At 71.8% G+C, this 22,809-nt stretch carries 22 protein-coding genes; 17 read left to right on the top strand and 5 right to left on the bottom strand.

The window, feature by feature from the left end; translation table 11 throughout:
- The first annotated feature begins 37 nt into the window (after positions 1-37).
- A complete protein-coding gene (locus tag MKW14_RS14140; RefSeq protein ID WP_240862761.1) occupies positions 38-868 on the top strand; it encodes a trypsin-like serine peptidase in 831 nt (276 codons plus the stop codon).
- On the opposite strand, the gene MKW14_RS14135 is transcribed toward MKW14_RS14140, so the two are convergent.
- A complete protein-coding gene (locus tag MKW14_RS14135; protein ID WP_240862759.1) occupies positions 869-2,500 on the bottom strand; it encodes an N-acyl-D-amino-acid deacylase family protein in 1,632 nt (543 codons plus the stop codon).
- 12 nt (positions 2,501-2,512) lie between these two features.
- On the bottom strand, positions 2,513-3,790 hold the full coding sequence (locus tag MKW14_RS14130) for an amino acid deaminase (RefSeq protein ID WP_240862757.1): 1,278 nt from the start codon (positions 3,788-3,790) through the stop codon (positions 2,513-2,515).
- A 146-nt stretch (positions 3,791-3,936) separates the two neighbouring features.
- On the opposite strand from MKW14_RS14130, the gene MKW14_RS14125 reads away from it, so the two are divergent.
- The 8 genes from MKW14_RS14125 to MKW14_RS14090 all read left to right on the top strand — a co-directional run bounded on the left by MKW14_RS14125 (position 3,937) and on the right by MKW14_RS14090 (position 12,514).
- Positions 3,937-4,980 (top strand): sugar kinase, encoded by a 1,044-nt coding sequence (locus MKW14_RS14125; RefSeq protein ID WP_308314601.1) that lies wholly within the window; start codon positions 3,937-3,939, stop codon positions 4,978-4,980.
- Positions 4,977-5,753 carry an IclR family transcriptional regulator gene (locus tag MKW14_RS14120; protein WP_240862755.1) on the top strand — a complete coding sequence of 259 codons (777 nt, stop codon included), beginning with the start codon at positions 4,977-4,979 and terminating at the stop codon, positions 5,751-5,753. Before MKW14_RS14125 ends, MKW14_RS14120 begins: the two co-directional genes overlap by 4 nt.
- Positions 5,750-6,160, top strand: a complete 411-nt coding sequence (locus MKW14_RS14115; RefSeq protein WP_240862754.1) for a RidA family protein — start codon at positions 5,750-5,752, stop codon at positions 6,158-6,160. The genes MKW14_RS14120 and MKW14_RS14115 overlap by 4 nt, the downstream gene beginning before the upstream one ends.
- A gap of 112 nt (positions 6,161-6,272) precedes the next feature.
- Positions 6,273-7,751, top strand: coding sequence for a GntP family permease (locus MKW14_RS14110; protein WP_240862751.1), 1,479 nt, complete (start codon positions 6,273-6,275; stop codon positions 7,749-7,751).
- Positions 7,752-7,815: 64 nt separating this feature from the next.
- Positions 7,816-8,412, top strand: a complete 597-nt coding sequence (locus MKW14_RS14105; RefSeq protein ID WP_240862750.1) for a hypothetical protein — start codon at positions 7,816-7,818, stop codon at positions 8,410-8,412.
- Positions 8,413-8,578: 166 nt separating this feature from the next.
- A complete protein-coding gene (locus tag MKW14_RS14100) occupies positions 8,579-10,915 on the top strand; it encodes an ATP-binding protein (RefSeq protein WP_240862748.1) in 2,337 nt (778 codons plus the stop codon).
- 97 nt (positions 10,916-11,012) lie between these two features.
- On the top strand, positions 11,013-11,939 hold the full coding sequence (locus tag MKW14_RS14095) for an anti-sigma factor RsbA family regulatory protein (protein WP_240862745.1): 927 nt from the start codon (positions 11,013-11,015) through the stop codon (positions 11,937-11,939).
- Positions 11,940-12,034: 95 nt separating this feature from the next.
- Complete coding sequence (locus MKW14_RS14090) at positions 12,035-12,514, top strand: ATP-binding protein (RefSeq protein WP_240862743.1); 480 nt, start codon at positions 12,035-12,037, stop codon at positions 12,512-12,514.
- A 32-nt stretch (positions 12,515-12,546) separates the two neighbouring features.
- Here MKW14_RS14090 and MKW14_RS14085 read toward each other — a convergent pair whose 3' ends face one another.
- Both MKW14_RS14085 and MKW14_RS14080 read right to left on the bottom strand, forming a co-directional pair.
- Positions 12,547-13,791 carry a hypothetical protein gene (locus MKW14_RS14085; RefSeq protein WP_240862740.1) on the bottom strand — a complete coding sequence of 415 codons (1,245 nt, stop codon included), beginning with the start codon at positions 13,789-13,791 and terminating at the stop codon, positions 12,547-12,549.
- A gap of 58 nt (positions 13,792-13,849) precedes the next feature.
- Positions 13,850-14,362, bottom strand: a complete 513-nt coding sequence (locus tag MKW14_RS14080) for a SigE family RNA polymerase sigma factor (RefSeq protein ID WP_240862738.1) — start codon at positions 14,360-14,362, stop codon at positions 13,850-13,852.
- 130 nt (positions 14,363-14,492) lie between these two features.
- Between MKW14_RS14080 and MKW14_RS14075 the strand changes: the two genes are divergently transcribed.
- Positions 14,493-14,858 carry a hypothetical protein gene (locus MKW14_RS14075; RefSeq protein ID WP_240862737.1) on the top strand — a complete coding sequence of 122 codons (366 nt, stop codon included), beginning with the start codon at positions 14,493-14,495 and terminating at the stop codon, positions 14,856-14,858.
- Positions 14,859-14,867: 9 nt separating this feature from the next.
- On the opposite strand, the gene MKW14_RS14070 is transcribed toward MKW14_RS14075, so the two are convergent.
- On the bottom strand, positions 14,868-16,559 hold the full coding sequence (locus MKW14_RS14070; RefSeq protein ID WP_240862735.1) for a chitinase: 1,692 nt from the start codon (positions 16,557-16,559) through the stop codon (positions 14,868-14,870).
- 305 nt (positions 16,560-16,864) lie between these two features.
- Here MKW14_RS14070 and MKW14_RS14065 point away from each other — a divergent pair, with 305 nt between their 5' ends.
- From MKW14_RS14065 to MKW14_RS14035, 7 genes are all read left to right on the top strand, one after another.
- Entirely contained in the window at positions 16,865-17,674 is an 810-nt protein-coding gene (locus MKW14_RS14065; RefSeq protein ID WP_240862867.1) for a hypothetical protein, read from the top strand.
- A 73-nt stretch (positions 17,675-17,747) separates the two neighbouring features.
- A complete protein-coding gene (cpaB, locus tag MKW14_RS14060) occupies positions 17,748-18,458 on the top strand; it encodes a Flp pilus assembly protein CpaB (RefSeq protein WP_240862733.1) in 711 nt (236 codons plus the stop codon).
- Between the two features lie 9 nt (positions 18,459-18,467).
- Positions 18,468-19,724, top strand: coding sequence for a CpaE/TadZ family protein (locus MKW14_RS14055; RefSeq protein ID WP_240862731.1), 1,257 nt, complete (start codon positions 18,468-18,470; stop codon positions 19,722-19,724).
- On the top strand, positions 19,721-20,113 hold the full coding sequence (locus MKW14_RS14050; protein ID WP_240862729.1) for a TadE/TadG family type IV pilus assembly protein: 393 nt from the start codon (positions 19,721-19,723) through the stop codon (positions 20,111-20,113). Before MKW14_RS14055 ends, MKW14_RS14050 begins: the two co-directional genes overlap by 4 nt.
- A gap of 1 nt (position 20,114) precedes the next feature.
- The gene (locus tag MKW14_RS14045) at positions 20,115-20,465 is read left to right on the top strand and encodes a TadE/TadG family type IV pilus assembly protein (RefSeq protein WP_240862728.1); all 351 of its coding nucleotides are present in this window, start codon (positions 20,115-20,117) and stop codon (positions 20,463-20,465) included.
- A 21-nt stretch (positions 20,466-20,486) separates the two neighbouring features.
- On the top strand, positions 20,487-21,824 hold the full coding sequence (locus tag MKW14_RS14040; RefSeq protein WP_240862726.1) for a TadA family conjugal transfer-associated ATPase: 1,338 nt from the start codon (positions 20,487-20,489) through the stop codon (positions 21,822-21,824).
- 9 nt (positions 21,825-21,833) lie between these two features.
- Positions 21,834-22,778 carry a type II secretion system F family protein gene (locus MKW14_RS14035; protein WP_240862724.1) on the top strand — a complete coding sequence of 315 codons (945 nt, stop codon included), beginning with the start codon at positions 21,834-21,836 and terminating at the stop codon, positions 22,776-22,778.
- The last annotated feature ends 31 nt before the right edge of the window (positions 22,779-22,809 follow it).

The raw sequence follows: 22,809 nt of genomic DNA, 5'->3' as shown, positions 1-22,809 counted from the left end.
TGCCCATGACAAAATCAGTCCAAGAGGGGACCCCCACATGAAGAAGCCTCTCGGCGCCGTGGTCACCGCCCTGGTACTCGCCGGGGCCGGCGCGGCACCGGCGGTCGCGGCGTCCGCGCCGGCCCCCGCGGTCACGGCGGTCAACTTCGCCGGCACCGTCTCGCTCAGCAACTGCTCCGGCTCGGTCATCCGCTTCCCGAACTCCGCGGACACCGACCCGGCGCTGGTCATGACCAACGGCCACTGCCTGGAGACCGGCTTCCCCGAGCCCGGCGAGGTCATCACCGGCCAGTCCTCCAGCCGTACCTTCGGACTGCTGAACTCGGCCGGCACCAAGGTCGCCACGCTCCGCGCCAACCAGGTCGTCTACTCGACCATGACCGACACGGACGTCACGATCTACCGCCTGACGACCACGTACTCCGCGATCAAGAGCTCCTACGGCATCAGCCCGCTCACCGTGCAGGACACCCACCCGACCGCCGGCACCGCGATCACGGTCGCGTCGGGCTACTGGAAGCGGACCTACGCCTGCAACATCGACGGGTTCGTCTACCGCCTCAAGGAGGGCGACTGGACCTGGAAGGACTCGGTCCGCTACACCTCCGCCTGCCAGACCATCGGCGGCACCTCGGGCTCCCCGGTGATCGACAACGCGACCGGCAAGGTCGTCGCCGTCAACAACACCGGCAACGAGGACGGCGAGCGCTGCACGGAGAACAACCCGTGCGAGGTCGACGCGAACGGCAACGTCACCGTCCGCGAGGGCATCAACTACGCCGAGGAGACCTACCAGATACCCGCCTGCTTCGGAGCCGGCAACAAGCTCGACCTCAACGCCAGTGGGTGCGTGCTGCCCAAGCCGTAGTCAGGCCCGGGTGGCGTTCCGTCGTACGGGACTACGACGGACCGCCCGTCCCGCCAGCACGTCCGTGCGCCGCCCGTCCTCGATCACGAACTTCCCGTCCACGAAGACGTACGGAATGCCCGTCGGCAGGGTGCGCGGCTCCTCGAAGGTCGCCCCCGGCGCCACCGTCGCCGGATCGAACAGCACCAGGTCGGCCCGGTAGCCCTCACGGACCAGCCCCCGGTCGGGCAGCCGCAGCCGCGCCGCGGGGCGCGAGGTGAGGTGCGCGACGCACTCCTCCAGCGACAGCACCCCCAACTCCCGTACATAGCGGCCGAGATACTGCGGGAAGGTGCCGTAGGCCCGCGGATGCGGCTTGGTGCCCTGCAGGATGCCGTCCGAGCCGCCGGTGTGGACGCGGTGCCGCATGATCTGCCGCACGTTCTCCTCGTGACCGACGTGCTGGAGGATCGTCGAGCCCAGCCGGTCCGCGAGGAGCAGGCGGCGGGCGGTGGTCCAGGGGGCCTCGCCGCGCGCGTCCGCCGACTGCCGGACCGTACGGCCCACGAAGTCAGCGAGGTCCGGGTCCGTCACGCCGGAGATCTCGATCGTGTCCCACTCGATGGGCACGCCGTGACAGCCGTCCGAGCCGACGACCTCCAGATGGTGCCGGATGCGTTCCGCCGTGTCGTCGTCCTGAAGCCGCTTGAGGACCGCCTCCGGTCCGCCCTCGTTCGCCCAACTGGGCAGCATCGCCACGAGGGTGGTGGAGCCGGGGGTGTAGGGGTACGTGTCCAGGGTGATGTCCGCCCCGGAGGCGAGCGCCTCGTCCAGCAGCGTCAGCAGCTCGGGCGCGCGGCCCTTGTTCACGCCGAAGTTCATGGTGGCGTGGGCGAGATGCAGCGAGCAGCCCGCCTCGCGGGTCAGGGTCACCATCTCCTCGTACGCCTCCAGCGCGCCGGCCCCGTAACTGCGGTGGTGCGGGCAGTAGTAGCCGCCGTACGACGCCACCACCCGGCACAGCTCGGTCAGTTCGGCGTCCTTGGCGTACATGCCGGGCGTGTACGTCAGCCCGGAGGACATGCCGACCGCGCCCTGTTCCATCCCCTCGGCGACCAACTGCCGCATCCGGTCGAGCTCTTCGGGCGTGGCCTCCCGGTCCTCCCAGCCGACGGCGAACATCCGGACCGTGCCCTGGGGGATGAGGTAGGCCGCGTTGACGGCGATACCCCCATCGAGCCGGTCCAGGTACTCGCCGACCGACCGCCAGTCGAAGTCGATGTCGTCGCCGTGGCCGTTCCAGCCGGTGATCGCGCTGCGCACCTCGGCGAGGGTGCGGTCGTCGACGGGGGCGTACGACAGCCCGTCCTGGCCCAGGACTTCGAGGGTGACGCCCTGCGCGGCCTTGGCGCTGTGGTCGGGGTCGCGCAGCAGGGCGAGGTCGCTGTGGGCGTGCATGTCGATGAAGCCGGGGGAGAGGACCAGCCCCTCGGCGTCCAGCTCCCGCATGGCCTTGGGCCGCAGACAGCCGGCCGCGGCGGCCTCCTTCACGATCGAGACGATCCTGCCGTCGTCGATCACCACGTCCGCCCGGTACGACGGCTCACCGCTGCCGTCCACGACGTCCGCGTCCCGGATGACGAGCTCCTCCATGGCGGGCTCCCTCTAGAAGAACGTACGGATGTAGTCGACGACCGTGCCGTCCGCCTCGACCAGTGGGATCAGCTGCCACTTGTCGAAGGACGTGCACGGGTGCGACAGCCCCATCCCCACCCAGTCTCCGACCTCCAGGTCCGCCTCGCCGGTCGTCCGCAGCCACGCGTGCTGGTCCGACAGACCGGTCACCTCGACGCCGGTGGCCGGGCGCTCGGCGCCGTCCCGGCGGACCACCTGGGCGAAGGGCAGGTCGAGGTCGTGGGCCGCGTCCCGCTTGCCCGCGTTGGCGAAGGCCTGCTCGGCGGAGGGGCGCGAGACGACCTGCGTCCAGAGCCGGAACGCCGGCTCCAGGGCACCCTCCTCGGGGACCCGGTTGAAGGGCGTGACCTTCCGGTAGTGCCCGTCGTCGTGCGAGACATAGGCGCCCGAGCGCAGCAACTTCAGTACGGGGGAGGAGAGTTCGGGGATCTCGGCGAACACGTCGGCGACCGCGTCGAACCAGGCGCTGCCGCCCGCGCTGACGACGATCTCGTCGAGGCCGGTGAAGCGCCCCGCCTTGTCGAAGTCGGCGGCGAGTGCGACCAGCCGCCGCAGCCAGGCGCGCACCCGCTCCGGATCGGCCCGCGGCACCTCGCCCTCGTACCCCGCCACCCCGACGAGCCGCAGCGTCCGCGTCCCGGCCACCGCGTCGGCGACGGCCGCGCACTCCGCCTCCGTACGGACACCGGTACGGGCGCCCTCGCCGGCGCCGAGTTCCACGACGACGTCCAGCGGGCGGGCGGCCCCCGCCAGCGCCGCGTCCATGAGCTCGACCCCGCGCACGGAGTCGACGTAACAGACGAACCGGAAGTCCGGGTCGGCGTCCAGCTCGCCGGAGAGCCGGCGCAGGGCGGCGGCGTCCACGAGCTCGTTGGCGAGGAAGACCCGCCGGACACCGAACCGGCGGGCCACCCGCACCTGGTGCGGCACCGCCAGCGTGATGCCCCAGGCGCCCCGCTCGATCTGCTGCCGGAACAGCTGCGGGGCCATGGAGGTCTTGCCGTGCGGGGCGAAGGAGAGGCCGTGGCGGACGGCGTACGTCTCCATGAGCGCGAGGTTGTGCTCCAGGCGCTCGGCGGACAGCGCGAGGACGGGGGTCGGGAAGCCGCCGGTGAAGAGGTTGCGGCGCTGGGCGGTCAGCTCGCCGACGGTCAGGCCCTCGGCGTCCGGGGGGAGGCCCTTGAAGCGGTGGTCGACGCGTTCCCCCAAGAGGCTCGCGAAGGCTTCGGAGGGGCTGTCGGCTGTCATGGAAGCCTCCCTGATCTGGATCGTTGCAATGCTTGCAACGTCCGTTGCGTATATCGCTCACTGCTGTCTAACATCTCGGCCAACGCGGGGTCAACGGAGCCGTCCCCGCATCCGTCCCCGCATCCGACCCGGGAGCCACCACCATCGTGACCGCCAGCGGACCCAGCAGTACCGGCGACGACGTGGACGTCGTCGCCCTCGGCGAGTCCATGGTCGCCTTCCTGCCCTCCCGCCCGGGCCGCCTCGCCGACGTCCCCTCCTTCGACCGCGCCATCGGCGGCGCCGAGTCCAACGTGGCGTGTGTCCTGGCGGCGGCCGGTCATGCCGTGCGGTGGGTGAGCAGAGTGGGCGCCGACGGCTTCGGCGACCATCTCGTCCAGGCCGTCGCGAGCCACGGCGTCGACGTCTGTGCCGTGCACCGGGACCCGGCCCGCCCCACCGGCGTCTACTTCCGCACGGCAGGCGACCGGGCGACCGACGCGCACGAGGTGGCGTACTACCGGGCGGGCTCGGCGGCCTCCGCGATGACCGTCGGGAACGTCGATCTGGCGGCGGTGCGAGCCGGCCGGATCCTGCACCTGTCCGGGATCACGGCGGCCCTGTCCGACGGCTGCCTCGCCCTGCTGCGCGAGCTGACCGCACCGCGTCCGGGGCGCCCGCTGATCTCCTTCGACGTGAACTACCGCGCGGGACTGTGGCCGCACGCGGACGGCGCGCACGTGTTGCGGGACCTGGCCCGCCGGGCCGACCTCGTCTTCGTCGGCGAGGACGAGGCCGAGGACGCCTGGGGGGTCACGGGCGGACCGGCGGCCGTCCGGGAGGCGCTGCCCGAACCGGCGGTCCTGGTGGTCAAGCAGGGAGAGCGGGGAGCGACGGCGTTCACCGGGCCGACGACCACCTTCGTGCCCGCCCTCCACGTCGACGTCGTCGCCACCGTCGGCGCCGGCGACGCCTTCGCCGCCGGGTTCCTCTCGGCCACCCTCCGCGAGCTGCCCCTGCCCGCACGCCTCCGCCACGGCCACCTCGCGGCCGCCGCCGCCCTCACCGTCCCCGGCGACCTCGCTCCACCCCCCTCCCGCGACACCGCCGACCGCCTGGCCGCCCTCGACGAGGACACGTGGGGGAGACTTCGACTCGGCCCCGGCTGGACCCGAGCCGAGCAGGCCCCGGAGGAGGTACGCACCCCATGAGCCAGACCGTCGACCGAGCGCTCAGCATCCTGCCGCTGCTCGCCGAGGGCCCCGCCGACCTCGGCCAGGTGGCCGACCGCCTCGGCGTGCACAAGTCCACGGCCCTGCGCCTCCTGCGCACGCTGCACGAACACGGCATGGTCTACCGCCAGTCCGACCAGCGCTACCGCCTCGGCGCCCGCCTCATCGCCCTCGCCCAGGAGGCGATGGAGAACCTCGACATCCGCGAGATCGCCCACCCCCACCTCGTACGCCTCAACGAACAGTGCGGACACACCGTCCACCTCGCCGTGTACGAGGAGAGCGAGGTGCTCTACATCGACAAGGTGGAGAGCCGCTATCCGGTGCGGATGTACTCCCGGATCGGCAAGCCCGTCGCCATCACCGTCGCCGCCGTCGCCAAGCTGCTCCTCGCCGACCTGCCGGAGGCCGAGCGGCGGGCCCTGGCCGAGAAGCTCGACTACCCCGCGTACACCGCCCGCTCCACCCCCAACGCCCCGGCTTTCCTACGGGAGTTGGAGAAGGTGCGGGAGCAGGGCTGGGCCACCGACCTCGGCGGCCACGAGGAGTCCATCAACTGCGTCGCGGCCCCCGTGCGCGGCGCCGACGGCCGGGTCGTCGCCGCGATGTCGGTCTCCGCGCCGAACGTCGTCGTCACCGCCGACGAACTCCTCACCCTGCTCCCGCTGGTGCGGCGCACGGCCGACGCCATCAGCGGCGAGTACTCCGGAAGAACCCCCGTGAAGGACAGCGAAGCGAAGGACCCCGTATGACCGACAAGATCGCGCTCACCCCCAGGACCCACACCACCCCGCCCGCGAAGTTCTCGCACGGCGTCAGGAAGGGCAACATCCTCCAGGTCGCCGGGCAGGTCGGCTTCCTGCCCGCCGAGGAGGGCAAGCCCCCCACGCCCGCCGGCCCCACTCTGCGCGAACAGACCCTCCAGACCCTCGCCAACGTCAAGGCGATCCTCGAAGAGGGCGGCGCGAGCTGGGACGACGTGATGATGATCCGCGTCTATCTGACGGACGTGGACCACTTCGCCGAGATGAACGACATCTACAACGCCTACTTCGAGGAGCAGGCGCTCACCGCCCCGCCCGCCGCGCGCACCACGGTCTACGTCGGCCTGCCCGCGGGTCTCCTCATCGAGATCGACGCGCTCGCCGTCCTGAGCTGACGGCCACTCACCTCCCGCACGCAGTACACGGCACGGCGCCCAGGACTTCCCGGGCGCCGTGCCGCGATCCCCCCTGCCCGAAAGCCCGAATGCACTGACCCAGAGGACCCCCATGTCCCTCCCGCTCGCCGCGACCACCCCCACCGAGGCCCCACCCCACACCGGTGGCCTGCTCCTCCTGATCGACGGAACACCCGGCCTCCTCACGGTCGCCGCCCTCGGCATCGCGCTCCTCCTCTTCCTGATCATCAAGGTCAGACTCCAGCCCTTCGTCGCCCTGCTCGCCGTCTCCATAGCCGTCGGCCTGCTCGCCGGGCTCTCCGTCACCGAACTCTTCGGCACGGTCCAGCGGTCGGACGCCGTGTCCACCATCGAGTCCGGCATGGGCGGCATCCTCGGCCATGTCGCGATCATCATCGGCCTCGGCACGATGCTCGGCGCGATCCTCGAAGTCAGCGGCGGCGCCGAGGTGTTGGCGTCACGGCTGCTGGGGCTGTTCGGCGAGAAACGAGCCCCCCTCGCCATGGGCCTCACCGGCCTGATCTTCGGCATCCCGGTCTTCTTCGACGTCGGCATCTTCGTCCTCGCGCCGATCGTGTACGCGGCGGCGAAGCGGGGCGGCAAGTCGATCCTGCTGCACTGCCTCCCGCTGCTCGCGGGCCTGTCCATGACCCACGCGTTCCTGCCCCCGCACCCGGGCCCGGTGGCGGCCGCCGGCCTGCTGCACGTCGACCTCGGCTGGGTCATCCTGATGGGCGTCGTCTGCGGCGTCCCGGCGGTGCTCGCCGCGTGGGCCTACTCGGCGTGGATCGGCAACCGCGTCTTCGTGGCCGTACCGCAGGACATGGTGGAGGCGGCGGCGGAGGCCCGGCAGGCGGTGATCGACGAGCAGCGGCAGCAGGGCGTCGAACCGCGCGAGGAGCCCGTGTCGTTGGCCACCGTCCTCGGCATCATCGGCACCCCGCTGATCCTGATCCTGGCCGCGACGTTCTCCTCCATCGCGCTGGACCCCTCCACGGGCCGCTCGGTGATCGAGTTCTTCGGCCACCCCTTCGTGGCGCTGACGATCGCCCTGCTCCTCGCCTACTACCTGCTGGGCATACGACGGGGCTGGTCCCGCAAGTCCCTCGAGACCGTCTCCACCGCCTCGCTCAAGCCGGTCGGCAACATCCTGCTGGTCGTCGGCGCGGGCGGGATCTTCGGCGCGGTCCTCAAGGCCAGCGGGGTCGCCCAGGCCCTCTCCGACACGTTCCACGACGTGGGCCTGCCGGTCCTGGTCCTCTCCTACCTGATCTCCCTCGTCCTGCGCGTCGCCCAGGGCTCGGCGACGGTCGCCATCGTCACCACGGCCGGCATCGTCGCCCCCCTCCTCGCGGAGGGCCACCACTCCCAGGCCTTCGTCGCCCTGGTCATCATGGCCATCTCGGCCGGCTCCATCTTCGCCTCGCACGTCAACGACGGCGGCTTCTGGATGGTCGCCAAGTACTTCGGCATCACCGAACGCGACACCCTCAGGACCTGGACGGTCCTGGAATCGGTGCTGTCGGTGGCGGGGTTCGTGGTGGCGCTGGTGCTGAGCTGGTTCGTGTAGGCGTCTGATAACGATGCAGGGGCTCGCTGTGTCCGACACAGGATCGTCGACCATACTGCCCGCTGTGGAGCAGCGCATAGGTTCGAGCAGTCAGCCCCTGAAGGCAGAGCCCGTGAAGGGCGCCGGGTTCGACCCGGCGTTCATCCCCGGGTTGACCTCACCCGTGGCCGAGGAGCCGGAGGACGCCACGTCCGAGGGTGGGGACGTCGAGGCGGAGGAGGCGGAGCAGGCGCAGACCCCGGTGGTCGGGGCGGACGAGACCGACGCCGGCTCCGGTGCGGAGGACGCCGAGGACGGGCCCGTCTTCGAGGCCTCCGACCGGCGGGCCAGGATCGTCGCCGACCGCCGGGGCATCCGTCTCAGCCTCGACGAGGAGAAGTGCGAGTTCCGCTGGGACGAGATCGGGGCCGTCGAGACGGAGACCCCCCGCTTCGGCAAGCGGTACACCGTCACCGTCCACACCCCGGACCGCCGTTGGTACCCGATCGAGATCGAGGCGACGTCCCGGGCCCGCTTCCAGGAGTGGGACGAGCAACTGGACGCGGTGCTCGACGCCTACTTCGACGACGAGGCGGACGACACGGCGGACGCCAACCCGGACGACAAGGCGGACGCCAAGCCGGACGACAAGGCGGAGACGCCGGACGAGGACGCCGACTAGGCACAACGGGCGGTCCTCGGACCGGCCTTCGCGGGCGCGCGCAGTGTACGCGCGCCCGTTCTCCCCGCACGGACCTCCGGCAAAGTGCACTCGCGGGTGTGACCACGACGTGCATATATGCCGAACCAAGAGGAAAGTGAGGTTCCGTTGCCAGGGGAGGCTGATCATGGGCGGATCAGCGCCGCGACGGGAGCGTCACCTGCCGGTCGAGACGACCAGCTTCGTCGACCGTCGTGGCGAACAGACCGAGGGCCGTGAGCTGCTCGCCAGGGCACGCCTGGTCACGCTGACCGGACCGGGCGGCGTCGGCAAGACGCGGCTGGCCGCACGCATCGCGGCCCGCGTCGAACGCACCTTCCCCGACGGCGTCCGCTTCGTGCAGCTGGCCGGGCTGGACGACCCGGCGCTCGTCCCGGTCGCCGCCGCCGACGCCCTCGGCCTGCACGACCACTCCAGCCAGCCCCCGCTGGACGCCCTCGTCGAGCAGGTGCGCGACCGGCGTCTGCTGCTCGTCCTCGACAACTGCGAACACCTCCTCCAGGCCTGCGCGCGCCTGTCCGCCGCCCTGCTGCACGGCACCTCCGGCGTCCGCGTCCTCGCCACCAGCCGCCACCGCCTCGGCCTGACCGAGGAACACCTGCTGGAGGTACGGCCGTTGCCGGTCCCCGACCCGGACGGCGACCTCACCTCGGCCGATGGCTACCCCGCCCTCGCCCTGTTCGCCGACCGGGCCGCCGCCGTGGTCCCCGGCTTTCGGCTGACCGCCGCCAACCGTGCCGCCGTGGCCCGGCTGTGCCACCGCCTGGACGGCCTCCCGCTCGCCATCGAACTGGCCGCCGTCCGCATGCGCGTCCTCGGTGTCGGACAGCTCCTGGAGCGCCTCGACGACCGCTACCGCCTCCTGACCGCCGGCTCCACCGCCGCCCTGCCCCGCCACCAGACCCTGCGCGCCGCCGTCGACTGGAGCCATGAACTGTGCACCGCGCAGGAGCAGTTGGTGTGGGCGCGGGTGTCCGTGCTGGCCGGCGGCTTCGACGCGGAGACCGCCGAGGCGGTGTGCGCGGACGGCGAACGGGTGCGCGCGTACGAGGTGCTGGAAGCCGTCGCCGGTCTCGTCGACAAGTCCGTGCTGGCCCGGGAGGAGGGCCCCGGCGGGGTGCGCTACCGGCTGCTGGACACCCTGCGCCACTACGGCCTGGAGAAGTTACGGCAGCGGGAGGGCGAGGAGGTCGCCGCGCGGCGCCGGCAGCGGGAGTGGGTGCAGCGGCGGGCCGCCGGTTTCGAGAGCGCCTGGTTCGGGCCGGGGCAGCGGGACATCGTCGCCCGGCTCCGCGCCGACCAGGACAACCTGCGCGCCGCCCTCGACTTCAGCCTCGCCGAACCCGGCGAGGCCCGTGCCGGACTGCGCCTCGCGGGCACCCTGTGGTTCTACTGGCACGCCTGCGGGGCGCCCCGCGAGGGCCGCTACTGGCTCGACCGGGCCCTCGCCGCCTGCCCCGAGCCGACCCGCGAACGGGCCCGCGCCCTGTGGATCGTGGGCCTGCTCGCCGGCTCCCAGGAGGACCTGACCTCGGGGCTGGCCCGCGCCGAGGAGGCCCGGGACCTGGCCCGCTCCCTCGGCGACGAGGCCGAGGCCGCCCACGCCGAGTACGTCATCGGCGTACTGCGCCTGTTCAACAACGACGTGCCCGGCGCCCTGGAGCACTACCGCGCCACCGTCGCCCGCGGCCGCGTCCCCGGCCAGCACCTGTCCCTGGTCGGCCTGGACCGCGTCGAACTCGCCTGTGCGCTGGGTTTCCTGGGCGAGGCGGACCAGGCCATCGAGGTGTGTGTGGAGACCCGTCGGCTGTGCGAGGAGCACGGCGAGGAGTGGGTGCTGTCGTACGTGCTGCGCATGCTCGCCCTCGCGCACACCGTGAAGGGCGAGTGGGAGCAGGCCGAGCGGCACGCCCGGGACGCCCTGCGCCGCAAACTCGCCGTCCGCGACGTCATCGGCATCGGCCTCACCCTCGACCTGCTCGCCCAGACCGCCGCCCGGCGCGGCGCCGCCGAACGGGCGGCCGTCCTGCTCGGCGGCGCCGACCGCGTCTGGGCCGACGTCGACCGCTTCCGCTGGGGCTCCAAGGCCCTCGGCGCCACCCGGCTGGAGAGCGAGTCCCGCGCCCGGGAGGCCCTGGGTGCGGCCGCGTACGAGCGGTCGTACGAGCGCGGCGCGGCCCTCGGCCTCACGGCCGCCGTCGGCTACGCGGTGGGAGAGGCGACTGGTGAACTCCCGCCGCCACGGCCCGAGTCCGCGCCGGTCGAGCGGTGCGACGGCGTCCGTCTCACCCGGCGGGAGAGCGAGGTCGCCCAACTCGTCGCCCAGGGTCTCGCCAACCAGCAGATCGCCGACCGCCTCGTCATCGCCCGCCGGACCGCCGAAGGCCATGTGGAGCGCATCCTCAGCAAGCTCGGCTTCAGCAACCGCAGCCAGATCGCCGCCTGGGTGACCGCCCAGCGGTGAACCGATCCCCCTCCCCACGGAGATCCCCTCCGCACGGAGATCCCCTCCGCACGGAGATCCCCTCCCCACGGAGATCCCCTCCCCACGAAGGAGAACCATGACCGCTCGACCAGCCCCCACCCCGGCCCCCACTCCGCCCCCGACCCCCTTCGACCACCGCATGGGCGTCTTCGGCGCCGACGACGAGTTCGTGGCCACCGCCGTGCCCTTCCTCACCGAAGGCCTCGGCGCCCCCGGCGAACCCCCGCCCGTGGCCATCGCCGCCCCGGACAGGCTGGACCTCCTGCGGGACGCCCTCGGCGGCGACGTCAAGGAGGTCGCCCTCATCGAGCACACCGACTGGTACACCGGCTCCGCCGCCAACGCGGTCGCCCAGGGCGCCGGTTACCTCGCCGCGCAGGCCGGCCCCGGCGGCCGGATCCACCTCCTGATGGAACCCGTGTGGGACGGCCGCGCCGGGCGCTCCGCCCGGGAGACCACCGAGTGGATCCGCTACGAGGCCCTCGCCAACCTGCTGTTCGCGCCCATGGCGACGACGGTCCTGTGCGCCTACGACACCCGTACCGCCGGTGAGGCGATCGTCGAGGCCGCCCGCCGCGCCCACCCCGCCTCGGGCGTGTACGAGGACCCGGTCCGCCTCACCGCCGAGCTGGACGCCGTACCGCTCGCACCGCCCGCGCCGGACGCGGAACTCCTCCGAGAGCCCTACGCCGAGGCCGTTCGCTCGCGGGCGGTGGCGCGTGGACTGACGTGGGTGGACGCCGAGTTGTTCACGGAGGCGGTGACCGCGGCGCTCGGCACGCTCGGGCCCGTGACCGCCGTACGGCTGTGGGGTGAGGCGCCGGCGTGTGTGTGCGAGCTGCGCGTCGCGCGCCGGGTCGGCGACCCGCTGGCCGGTTTCGTGCCGCCGCCCACGCCGGAACTGGAGCCGGAGCAGGGGCTGTGGTTCACCCGGCAGGTGTGCGCGTACGTCGACGTCCGCGACGACGAGCACGGGGCGACCGTACGGCTGCAGTACGGGTAGGGCGCGGGTGGGTACGCAGGTACGCAGGTACGCAGGTATGGAATCGGGTAGTCCTCCCCGTGTGCCGCGCTCGTGGGGAGGCCATCCTGTTCCCCATGCTGCAACGCTCCGGGAGCGCTCGCCCGGACCCCGACCCGCATCATGCCCCCTACCCGCAACCACCCCTGGGCGCCGGTGACCTGAGCGTCCGCTACGGCCCTCTTCCCTCGTCCGTGCGGCGGGCCCGGACGGAGGTGCGAAGACAGCTGGAGGCGTGGGGGATCGCGGACCGGGACGGCGAGCTGGTGGAGGTGGCGGAGCTGCTGGTCAGCGAGCTGGCGACCAACGCGTTGCTGCACTCCGGCGGAGGCTTCCGGCTCACCCTGTCCGCGGCCCACGGGGTGCTGCGCTGCGAGGTGAGCGACTCGGGCCGGCGCGTTCCGCGGGTGCTGGACGCGGGCACGGGGGAGAGCGGGCGGGGGATGTTCCTGGTGGAGGCGCTGGCGCTGCGCTGGGGCTGGCGTCACGACGGACCGGGCAAGAGCGTGTGGTTCGAGCTCGGTACCTGCGGGGCGGACGGCTGTGGTCGGCGATAGCCGTCCGCCCTCGCGGGGTGTCGTCCGGTCCGTCACTGCCACCACTTGGGGCTGAGGGCGATCGCCCTCAGCTGCTTCATGGTCAGCGCGGGGGTCTTGCGGGTCGCGGGGGTGTCCTGGGCGCCGGAGTTGAAGGCGCTGATCACCACGCGCCGCCCGTCCTTGCGCAGGGTGTCGACGGTCCACCACACGACGCCCGCGCCGCCCTTCTCGCCGGGCCGCTGGTGGAGGGCGACCTTCGTCCCGTCGGGCAGCGTCTCGGCGTCGGAGCCGAACAGCTCGGCCGCGACGTCCGACTCGCCGGCCTGGACGTTGACCTGGATGAGGCTCCTGCCCTTGCCGTCGTCGACGACGAGGTAGCCGAAGCCGGTGTCCTGGCCGCTGTCCTCGGACACCGTGAACTTGCCCTGGGGCAGCAGGCTCCTGAGCATCGGGGCGACGGACACCGTGCTCTGGGACGCGGTCGCCGTCGGCTCGGCGGTCGGCGCGTTCGGGTTGCTCGGGATCGCGTCGACGGCGTCGCGCCAGGCGCCGGCCGTCACCAGCTGCCTCAACTGCGCGGCGGACAAGGGCGGTTCGGGCCGGGTGACGGGCGCGTCCTTCTCGGCGGCCGCGTTCCACTCGCTGACGCTGATGTGCTGCCCCTCGGGTGTGACGAGTTCGGCGGTCCAGTACTTGGTGTCGACCCGGCGGTCCGGATACTCGTACCCCTGCAGCACCATCACCACCGAGCCGTCCGGCATCCGGGTCGTGCCGCACGCGTCGTAGTGCACGTACGCCTTGCCCGGGCACTCGGTGGTCTGCCGTGCCTCGTCGCTGCCCGGCTCGATCCGGTTGAGCCCCACTCCGATCGCCGCAGCGCCCTTCCCGTCGTCGTACACGAGGTGCACGAACGGTCCCGGCTTCTCGTTCGTGCCGCGCGCCTGCGCCTGGCTGAACTTGCCCTGCGGCAGCAGCTTTTCGAGGGTGCGGATCAGCTGGTCGGCGGAGACGGGGGTGGGGGCCGGCCCGGTGGTGTGCCGGGAGGTGCCGACCGTGGCGGTGGCCCGCGGCGGGGATCCCGCGCCCGGCAGGAGCAGCGCCCCGCCCACCCCGGCGAGCGCGAGGGAGGCGGCGCCGCCCACGACGGCGGCCCGGCGCCGCAGCAGACGCCGGCGGCCGATGCGGACACCGGCGGCGACGAGTTCGGCCCGGTCGGTCGTGAAGGCGCCGCCCGCCTGGTGCAGTTCGGCGGTGAGCCGGTCCTCGAAGGGGTCGCTGTGCTGTTCGACGGGCATGGGGGTCCACCGTTTCGCTGAGGGTTGAAGTGAGGTGGGTGGGCTGGGGTGAGGCGGGTCAGGGGCGCGCGTACTCGCCGAGGTCCTCGCCGAGCAGCTCCCGCAGCCGCCCGAGCGCCCGCACGCAGCGTGTCCGTACGGCGGCCGAGCTGGCGTTCATGACGTCGGCGGTCTCCTCGACGGAACGGTCCTCCCAGTACCGCAGGACGACCACGGCCCGGTCCTTGGCGGCCAGCCGGGCGAGCGCCTCCAGCAGCGTCAGCCGCAGCGAGGGGTCCCCGTCGGGGGCGCCGTCGGGCAGCTCGGGCAGGGTGTCGGTGGCCTGCTCGGTGCTGCTGCGCCGCCGCTGGTGGGCGAGGAAGGTCCGGGTGAGCACGGTCTGGGCGTACCCCGCGGGGTTGCCCACCCGGGACACCCGTCCCCATCTGACGTAGAGCCGGCCGAGGGTCTCCTGCACCAGGTCCTCGGCGAGATGCGTGTCCCCGGCGGTCAGCAGACAGGCGGAGCGGTACAGATGCCCGGCGCGGGCGGCCGCGAACTCGGCGTACTCGTCCGCACGTGCCTGTCTCATACGTCTTCCCCCTGCCCCGGTGCCGCTCTCACTTCATTGATGCGGTGGCACCGCGGAAATGTTTCACACGAAATCGATAAGGTGCACCGCCCGCTCGATCACCGTGACCGCCCCTCGCGACGGAGGCCGCATGACCAGCCCACCGAGTCCACCGCCCCCACCCGGCTTCGGCCCGCCCCCGCCGCCGCACGCCTTCTCCCGGCAACCGCCGCCGCCCGCACCGGAGTTCCTGGCGGTCGACCGCGACTACTCGGTCCTGGTCGATTCCGCCGGTGTCGCCTTCGACGACCACGGTCTGTCCGTCGACTTCGGCTGGCACGAGATCCGGAGCGTCCACTACAAGGCCGGGCCCTCCGGAAAGACCCTCATGGTCGCCGTGATCCACGTCGACGGCACGTTCTACGAATGTGCCGTCGACGCGAAACGCCGGGAGCGGGTCCAGGAGTGGTTCGCACAACTGGCCTTCGTGCTCGGGTACTACCGCCCCATGGGCTGATCCCGGCCCCTACGGCAGCGCGTGGACATGCGGGCCCACCGAGCCCGACCACGAACCGCCCGCGGCGGCGTCCCAGTTGGTGGACCAGGTCATCGCGCCCCGTAGGTCGGGGTACGTCTTCGACGGCTTGAAGGAGCCGCAGTTCGTGCCCTTCGTGAGGCAGTCGAGGGCGTTGTTCACGACCGTCGGGGAGACATAGCCGCTGCCCGCGGCGCTGGTCGAGGCGGGCAGGCCCAGGCCCACCTGGGACGGGGAGAGGCCGCCCTCCAGCTGGATGCAGGCGAGCGCGGTGAGGAAGTCCACCGAGCCCTGCGAGTAGACCTTGCCGTCGCAGCCCAGCATGGAACCGCTGTTGTAGTACTGGGTGTTGACGACCGTCAGGATGTCCTTGACGTTGAGCGCGGTCTGGAAGTAGCCGGCCGACGTCGACTGCATGTCGATGGTCTGCGGGGCCATGGTGATGACGAGGGACGAACCGGCCTTCGCCGACAGGGACCGCAGCGCCTGGGACATGTACGTCGGGTTGAGGCCGTTCTCCAGGTCGATGTCGACGCCGTCGAAGCCGTAGGTCTGCATCAGCGAGTACACCGAGTTGGCGAAGTTCGTCGCCGAGGCGGAGTCGCTCACCGACACCGTGCCGTTCTGCCCGCCGACGGAGATGACCACCTTCTTGCCGGCCGCGTGCTTCGCCGCGATGTCCGCCTTGAACTGGTCGACGGTGTACCCGCCGAGCCCCGCCGAGTCGAGCGTGAAGCTCACCGCACCCGGCGTGGACGTCGCGTCCGCGAACGCCACCGCGATGATGTCGTACTGGGCGGAGACGTCCGAGATCCTCTGGACCGTGGCGCCGTTGTTGAAGTTCTGCCAGTACCCGGTCACCGCGTGCCTGGGCAGCGAGGTGCCCCCGCCCGTGCCGCTGGTGGCCGTCGTGCCCGTGACCGCCGCCGACTTCGCCGACTCGCCCGCCGAGTTGGTCGCGGTGACCTGGAAGGAGTACGAGGTGGCGGCCGCGAGCCCGGTCACGGTCGCCGAGGCTCCGGTCACCGCGGTCACCTTCGTGCCGTCGCGGTAGACGTTGTAGCCGGTGGCGCCCGAGACCGCGTTCCAGGACAGCGACACCGACGAGGACGTCGTACCCGACACCGCGAGGCCGGCCGGCGTCGCCGGGACCGTCGGGGCCGGGTCGCCGCCCCCGCCGCCGTCCGGGCCGTAGACGGAGACGTCGTCGGCGTAGTAGGCCGCCTGTCCGTACCAGCCGTGGGTGTAGACCGTGACGGACGTGGTGGCCGCGCCCGTCGTGAAGCTCGTCGTCAGCTGCTTCCACGAGGACGAGTCCGGCGTCCAGGTCGACACGTCGGTCGTGCCCGTGCCGGTGACGCCCAGGAAGGCGTAGCCGCCCTGCACCCAGGCGCTGAGCGAGTACGTCGAATTCGGTTTCACGGCCACGGTCTGGGCGCACTGCGCGTCGTCCTGCCCGGCCGGCGTCGCCTTCAGCGCGGCCGAGCCGCCGTGCACCGGGGAGGAGACCGTCGTACCGCTGCCGGCGGAACAGGTCCAGTTGCTCAGGCCGGACTCGAAACCGGCGTTCTTGGCGTTGTTGACGTCCGCTGCGGACGCCTGGCCCGCGCCCGCGAGGGACAGGGCGAGGGCGGCGGTGACGGCTGAGGACCAGAGCCGTGTCGATCGTCTCAGTGGGGACATGACAACAAGTTGGTCCAGACCAATCTCGCTGTCAAGAGGTCCAGACCAACTCGACCGTCCGGCGCCGGACCGCCTCGGCGTCGGCAAGATGCTCAACCTGCCCCGTTTTGACGTGTCTTGCGAAACGGCAGTTGCCCATCAGCTACAGAAACGCTGTTCTCCGGTCACAGAGGCGTGGATACAGTGCTGAGGTAGTCACGCAGTGAAGTCATATCGGTGTACCGGAGTAACCCCGCCCCGGTGGGCCGACGGCGTAACACGGGGAGCTGCGCGTGCCAACTGCCATTGCCGTGACCAGTGCCGACATGGCGCTGCCGCCGCTGGACGAACGGACCCTGCCCGCCGCCGTCCTGCCGGACCTGGACCGACAGCCGCTCGACCAGGCGCTGTCCGCCGTCCAGGCCCTCGTCGACCAGCACGGGCACCTCGTCGTCGTGTCCTCGCGCGCCGAACCACCCGCAGTGGAACGCCGGCTGCACACCATCCGCTCCCTCCTGGAGAGCGACCGTATCGCCCTGTTCCGCCCCGATCTGCCCCCGCTCGGACTGGCCGTGCTGGCACGGCAGTTACGGCAGCTGGCGTCCTGCGACCTCTCCCCGGGCGTCCTGGCCTCCGCGGGCCGGCTGCTCACCCACTACATCCACGCGGGCGCGCTGCTCGGCTCCGTGGCCCGCCTGGACCGCGTCCCCGTGGGCCTGAGGTCCCACGCCAAGTCCTGGGTGCCCGGCAGCCACTTCGCCGTCCTCGCCCATCCCGAGCCGCAGTTGGTGAAGCTCGGCCCCGCGGCCGCCCTGGCGGGACCGGAGTTCGGCACCTGGATGCTGGTCGGCAAGGGCCAGCTCCAGTCCGACTGGGTGAGCGCGACGCTGGCCAAGCAGTGGAACGTGCAGGGGCTCAGGGAGACCGTCCCGCCCGCCGAGTCGGCGACCTGGTGGGGGACGAACAAGCTGGTCGAGTTCGCCGCCTTCCTCCCCGACCTCTCCGTCCTCTACCAGCTGGTGACGTCCGTCCGGCAGAGCAGCTGCCACTGGTGCGGCATCGACGTCATCGGCGACCGCTGCGTGTTCTGCTCCGCCACGCCACCGCTGCTGGAGAACCAGCTCCCGGCCGGGTGAGTCCCGAACGCCCCCGCACAGCCCGCCCGATCCCATTCCGCTCGACCGATACCCCCATGAGGTTGTACGGCACATGAACTCCCGTCAGCGCCGCGGCGTGCTCCTCCTGCTCCTGTCGGTCCTGTGCGCCCTCGGCGCGTTCGCCGGCGTCCTGTCCGTCATCAGCGACGTGAAGTCCAAGGTCGGCCCCGAGGTCACCGCGTACCAGGTGAAGGACAACATCGCGCCGTACACCCAGCTGACCGCCGGCCAGTTCGAGAAGATCAAGATGCCCAAACGGTGGCTGTCGCACAACGCGGTCACCGATCTCGACGCCGTCCGGGGCAAGATCGCCGTCACCACGCTGCGGTCCGGGTCCCTGCTGCAGAGCGACATGATCGTCGACCAGCCCGCCCTGCAGCCGGGTCAGCAGGAGGTCGCCATCATGATCGACGCGGCGACCGGTGTGGCGGGCAAGATCACGCCTGGTTCGACGGTCAACGTGTACGCCACCTTCGCGGGCCAACGGGAGGGTGATCCCGCCCAGTCCAAGATCATCGTAACAAACGCGAAGGTGCTGGACGTGGGGGAGATCAAGGCGCTGGACCCCTCCGCGAGCGACAAGAACAACCAGCAGCCCACCGACGAGGTCCCCATCACCTTCGCCCTCTCCACCCTCGACGCCCAGCGCATCACCTACGCCGAGTCGTTCGCCCAGCGGGTCCGGCTCGCCCTGGTGGCGCCGGGCGGCAGCACCACGGTCCCCGACAAGGACCGGACGTACCAGCTCGCGAAGGACAAGTGAGAGGCCCCCATGCCCACCAGGATCCTCCCGGCAGTCGGGGACGCGGACGCGGTCCGTTCCATCACGACACTGCTCAGCCAGCTCCCGGACGCCGAGCCGGTGGCCCCGGTCGTCGACTCCACCCAGCTCGTCGACACCCTGGCCCGGCTGGCCGCCGAGTCCATCGACGAGCTCCCCGAGGTCGTGGTCGTCCACGAGCGCATCGGCCCCGTCCCCGCCCTGGAACTCATCCGCGAAGTGGCCCTGCGCTTCCCGGCGGTGGGCGTCATCCTCGTCACCTCGGACGCGAGCCCCGGGCTCTTCCAGGCCGCGATGGACTACGGCGCACGCGGGCTGGTCGCCCTCCCGCTGAGCTACGAGGAGTTGGCGAGCCGCGTCCAGGCGGTCGCCCAGTGGTCGGTGGGCGTACGGCGCCATCTGGGCTCCGGCGGCGACGTGTTCACCGGCGTCGGCGGCACCGTGGTCACCGTCAGCGGCGCCAAGGGCGGGGTGGGAGCCACCCTGACCTCGATCCAACTGGCGCTGGCGGCCCAGGCCTCGGGCCGGAGCACGGCCCTGGTCGACATGGATCTGCAGACCGGGGACGTGGCGTCCTACCTCGACGTCCAGTTCCGCCGCTCGGTCGTCGACCTGGCCGCCATCACGGACATCTCGCCCCGGGTGCTGGCCGACGCCGTCTACCGGCACGACACGGGCATCGCCCTGCTCCTCGCGCCGGGCGAGGGCGAGCGGGGCGAGGAGGTCACGGACCGGGGCGCGCGGCAGATCGTCAGCGCGCTGCGCTCGCGGTACGAGATCGTGGTCATCGACTGCGGGGCGCAGCTGAGCGGGGCGGGCGCGGCGGCCGTCGAGATGGCGGACCTGGCCCTGCTCGTCACCACCCCGGACGTCGTCGCCGTCCGCGGTGCCAAGCGGGCGGTACGGATGTGGGACCGGCTGCAGATCCGCAAGGCCGAGGAGACGACCGTGGTCGTCAACCGGCACAGCCGGGCCACCGAGATCCAGCCGCAGCTGATCCAGAAGATCACCGGCACCGCGGTGGCGGGGACCGTGATCCCGGCCAACTTCAAGGAGCTGCAGGGCGCGGTGGACGCGGGCCGGGTCCATGAACTGGACAGCCGGGGCGCGGTCAAGCAGGCGCTGTGGTCGCTGGCCGGGGAGCTGGGGCTGGTCAAGGCGGCCGAGGCGGCTCACCGGGGCGGCGGGCGGTTCCGGGGCGACCGGGGCGCGGTGAGCTTCCGGCGCCGTAGGGAGGGCGGGGGATGAGGAGACCCGGGGCCGTGCGGAGAGGGGACAGCGGTCAGGTCGCCATCGAGTTCCTCGGCATGACCCCGCTGATCATCGTGACGCTGGTGGTGCTGTGGCAGCTCGTGCTCGTGGGATACGCGTACACGCTCGCGGGGAATGCTGCGGACGAGGGGGTACGGGCGGCGACCGCCGCTCCCCGGGGGGCGCGCTTCGGCGTGTGCGAGCAGGCGGCGCTGAAGGACCTCTCGGCGTCCTGGCGGGGAGGGACCACGGTGGACCAGTGCGGCGGCACCGGCTTCGTGACCGCGGACGTCTCCATACGGGTCCCCCTGCTCTTCCCGGGCGCGGTCTCCGTCCCCATCACCGTGCACGGCCACGCCGGCGCGGTGGAGGAGGTGAAGGACTGAGATGCCGTACGACCGGAAACCTCGCGACCGGGGCCAAGTGGCCATCGAGTACCTCGGGTTCATCCCGGTGCTGCTGCTCGTCGCCCTCGCCGGCATCCAGCTCGGCCTCGTCGCCTACGCCGCCCAGCAGGCCGGCACCGCGGCCCGGGCCGGCGCCCGCGCCGCCTCGCTGCGGCAGGACGCGGGCGCGGCCTGCGCGGACGCCGTCAGCAGCCGGCTGACGGTGCGGTGTTCCCCCGCGGTGGGGAGCGACTCGGTGACCGTGACCGCGTCCGTGAACATCCCGAAGCTCTTCCCCGGACTGGGGAACTACGAGGCCAGCAAGACCGCCACCATGCCGCTCGACCACTGAGGCACGCGAGGAGCACGCACCATGAGCCTGCGGGCACGTATCAACTCCCCCGAGGAGAACGGTCATCGGGGCGAGGACGGCCACCTGGTCGCCTCGTACCGGGCCAAGCTCCTGGAGGAGATCGACCTCGCGGAGATGTCCTCGCTCGCCGCCGCCGAACGCCGCGCCCGTCTAGAGCGCGTCCTCGGGCACATCATCAGCCGCGAGGGCCCCGTGCTCTCCACCGTGGAACGCTCCCAGCTGATCCGGCGGGTGGTCGACGAGGCACTGGGCCTCGGCATCCTGGAGCCGCTCCTCGAAGACGCGTCCATCACCGAGATCATGGTGAACGGGCCGGACGCGATCTTCGTCGAACGGGGCGGCCGGGTGGAGCAGCTGCCGATCCGCTTCGCCTCCCACGACCAGCTGATGCAGACCATCGAACGCATCGTCTCCACGGTCAACCGGCGGGTCGACGAGTCCAACCCGATGGTCGACGCCCGCCTGCCCTCCGGAGAGCGCGTCAACGTGATCATCCCGCCGCTGTCCCTGACCGGCGCGACCCTCACCATCCGCCGCTTCCCCCGCTCCTTCACGCTGCAGGAGATGATCGGCTTCGGCTCGCTCGACGAGCACATCCTGTTCCTGCTCGCGGGCCTGGTCCAGGCGAAGTTCAACATCATCGTCTCCGGCGCCACCGGCACCGGAAAGACGACCCTCCTCAACGCCCTCTCCGGCCTGATCCCGGAGGGCGAACGCATCATCACCATCGAGGACTCCGCCGAACTCCAGCTCCAGCAGTCCCACGTCATCCGGCTGGAGTCCCGCCCCCCGAACGTCGAGGGCAAGGGCCAGATCACCATCCGCGACCTGGTCCGCAACTCCCTGCGGATGCGGCCCGACCGCATCGTCGTCGGTGAGGTCCGCGGCGGCGAGTCCCTCGACATGCTCCAGGCGATGTCGACGGGCCACGACGGCTCGCTCGCCACCGTGCACGCCAACAGCGCCGAGGACGCGCTGATGCGCCTGCAGACCCTCGCCTCCATGTCCGACGTCGAAGTCCCCTTCGTCGCCCTGCACGACCAGATCAACAGCGCCGTCGACGTCATCATCCAGCTCACCCGCTTCGCCGACGGCGCCCGCCGCGTCACCGAGATCGCCCTGCTCGACAGCCACGGCGGGGAGCCGTACCGCCTCGCCACCGTGGCCCGCTTCAACGCCCAGCCCATGGCCCCGGACGGCCGGATCTACGGCGCCTTCCAGCACTTCCCGCTCACCCGCCGCACCGCCGACCGCCTCTACATGGCCAACCAGCCCGTCCCACAGGCCTTCGGCGTCGCCCAGTCCGCAGCACAGCTAGCCACCCGAGAAGCCAGGTAGGTGCCGTCCATGGATCTGCAGAACCTCGTCACCCTCACCACCGGCATCACCCTGCTGACCTGCGTCCTGGCCGTCGTGGGCGTCCACACCTACGCCACCGGCAGGGCCGAACGGGCCGCGCTGGTCGAACGGCTCGCGCACACCGGCCAGATCACGGCCGGCGGCCGCACCCGCCGCTTCCGCACCCTCGACCGCCGGCTGCGCCGCACCGGGCTCGGCAAGAAGCTGGAACTGCGGCTCGCCGCCACCGGCCTCGACGTCACCCCCGGCGAGTTCTTCGCCTACATGCTCGCCACCGTCGCCGCCCTCTGGCTCATCGGCCAGGCCTCCCTCGCCCCCTTCTTCGGCCCGCTCGCCGGGCTGCTCGGCGTCGGCGTGGCCGTGCAGTTCCTCAACTGGCAGCGACAGAAACGCATCGAGAAGTTCATCAACCAACTCCCCGAACTCGCCCGCATCCTGGCCAACGCCACCCAGGCCGGACTGGCCCTGCGGACCGCGATCGGGATGGCCGCGGAGGAGCTGGAGGCACCGGCCGGCGAGGAACTGGGCAAGGTAGCCGACCAGTTGGCGATCGGCCAGTCCATGGACGAGGCGCTCGGCGACCTCGCCGACCGGCTGCCCTCACGCGAACTGGTCGTCCTCGTCACCACGCTGGTGCTGTCCAACCGGGCCGGCGGCCAGGTCGTCGGCGCCCTGCGCAACCTCACGGAGACACTGGAGGAACGCAAGGAGACCCGGCGCGAGATCCGCACCCAGCTCTCCCAGGTCACCATGACCTCCTACGCCGTCCCCGCCCTCGGCGTGGGCGCCCTGTTCCTCATGAACGGGGTCAAGGACGGCGCCCTGGACCGGATGACCGGATCACCCGTCGGCCAGGCCTGCGTGATCATCGCCTTCGCGCTCTACGCCGTCGGCTTCGTCCTCATCCGCCGTATGTCCCGCATCGATGTCTGACACGACCGACACGTCTCCGCCGAGAGGAGGG

It is taken from the genome of Streptomyces gilvus (assembly GCF_022513565.1).
Taxonomy (GTDB): Bacteria; Actinomycetota; Actinomycetes; order Streptomycetales; family Streptomycetaceae; genus Streptomyces; species Streptomyces gilvus.
Note: the sequence above shows the minus strand (reverse complement) of the source record. Positions and strands in the feature narration are given on the sequence as shown.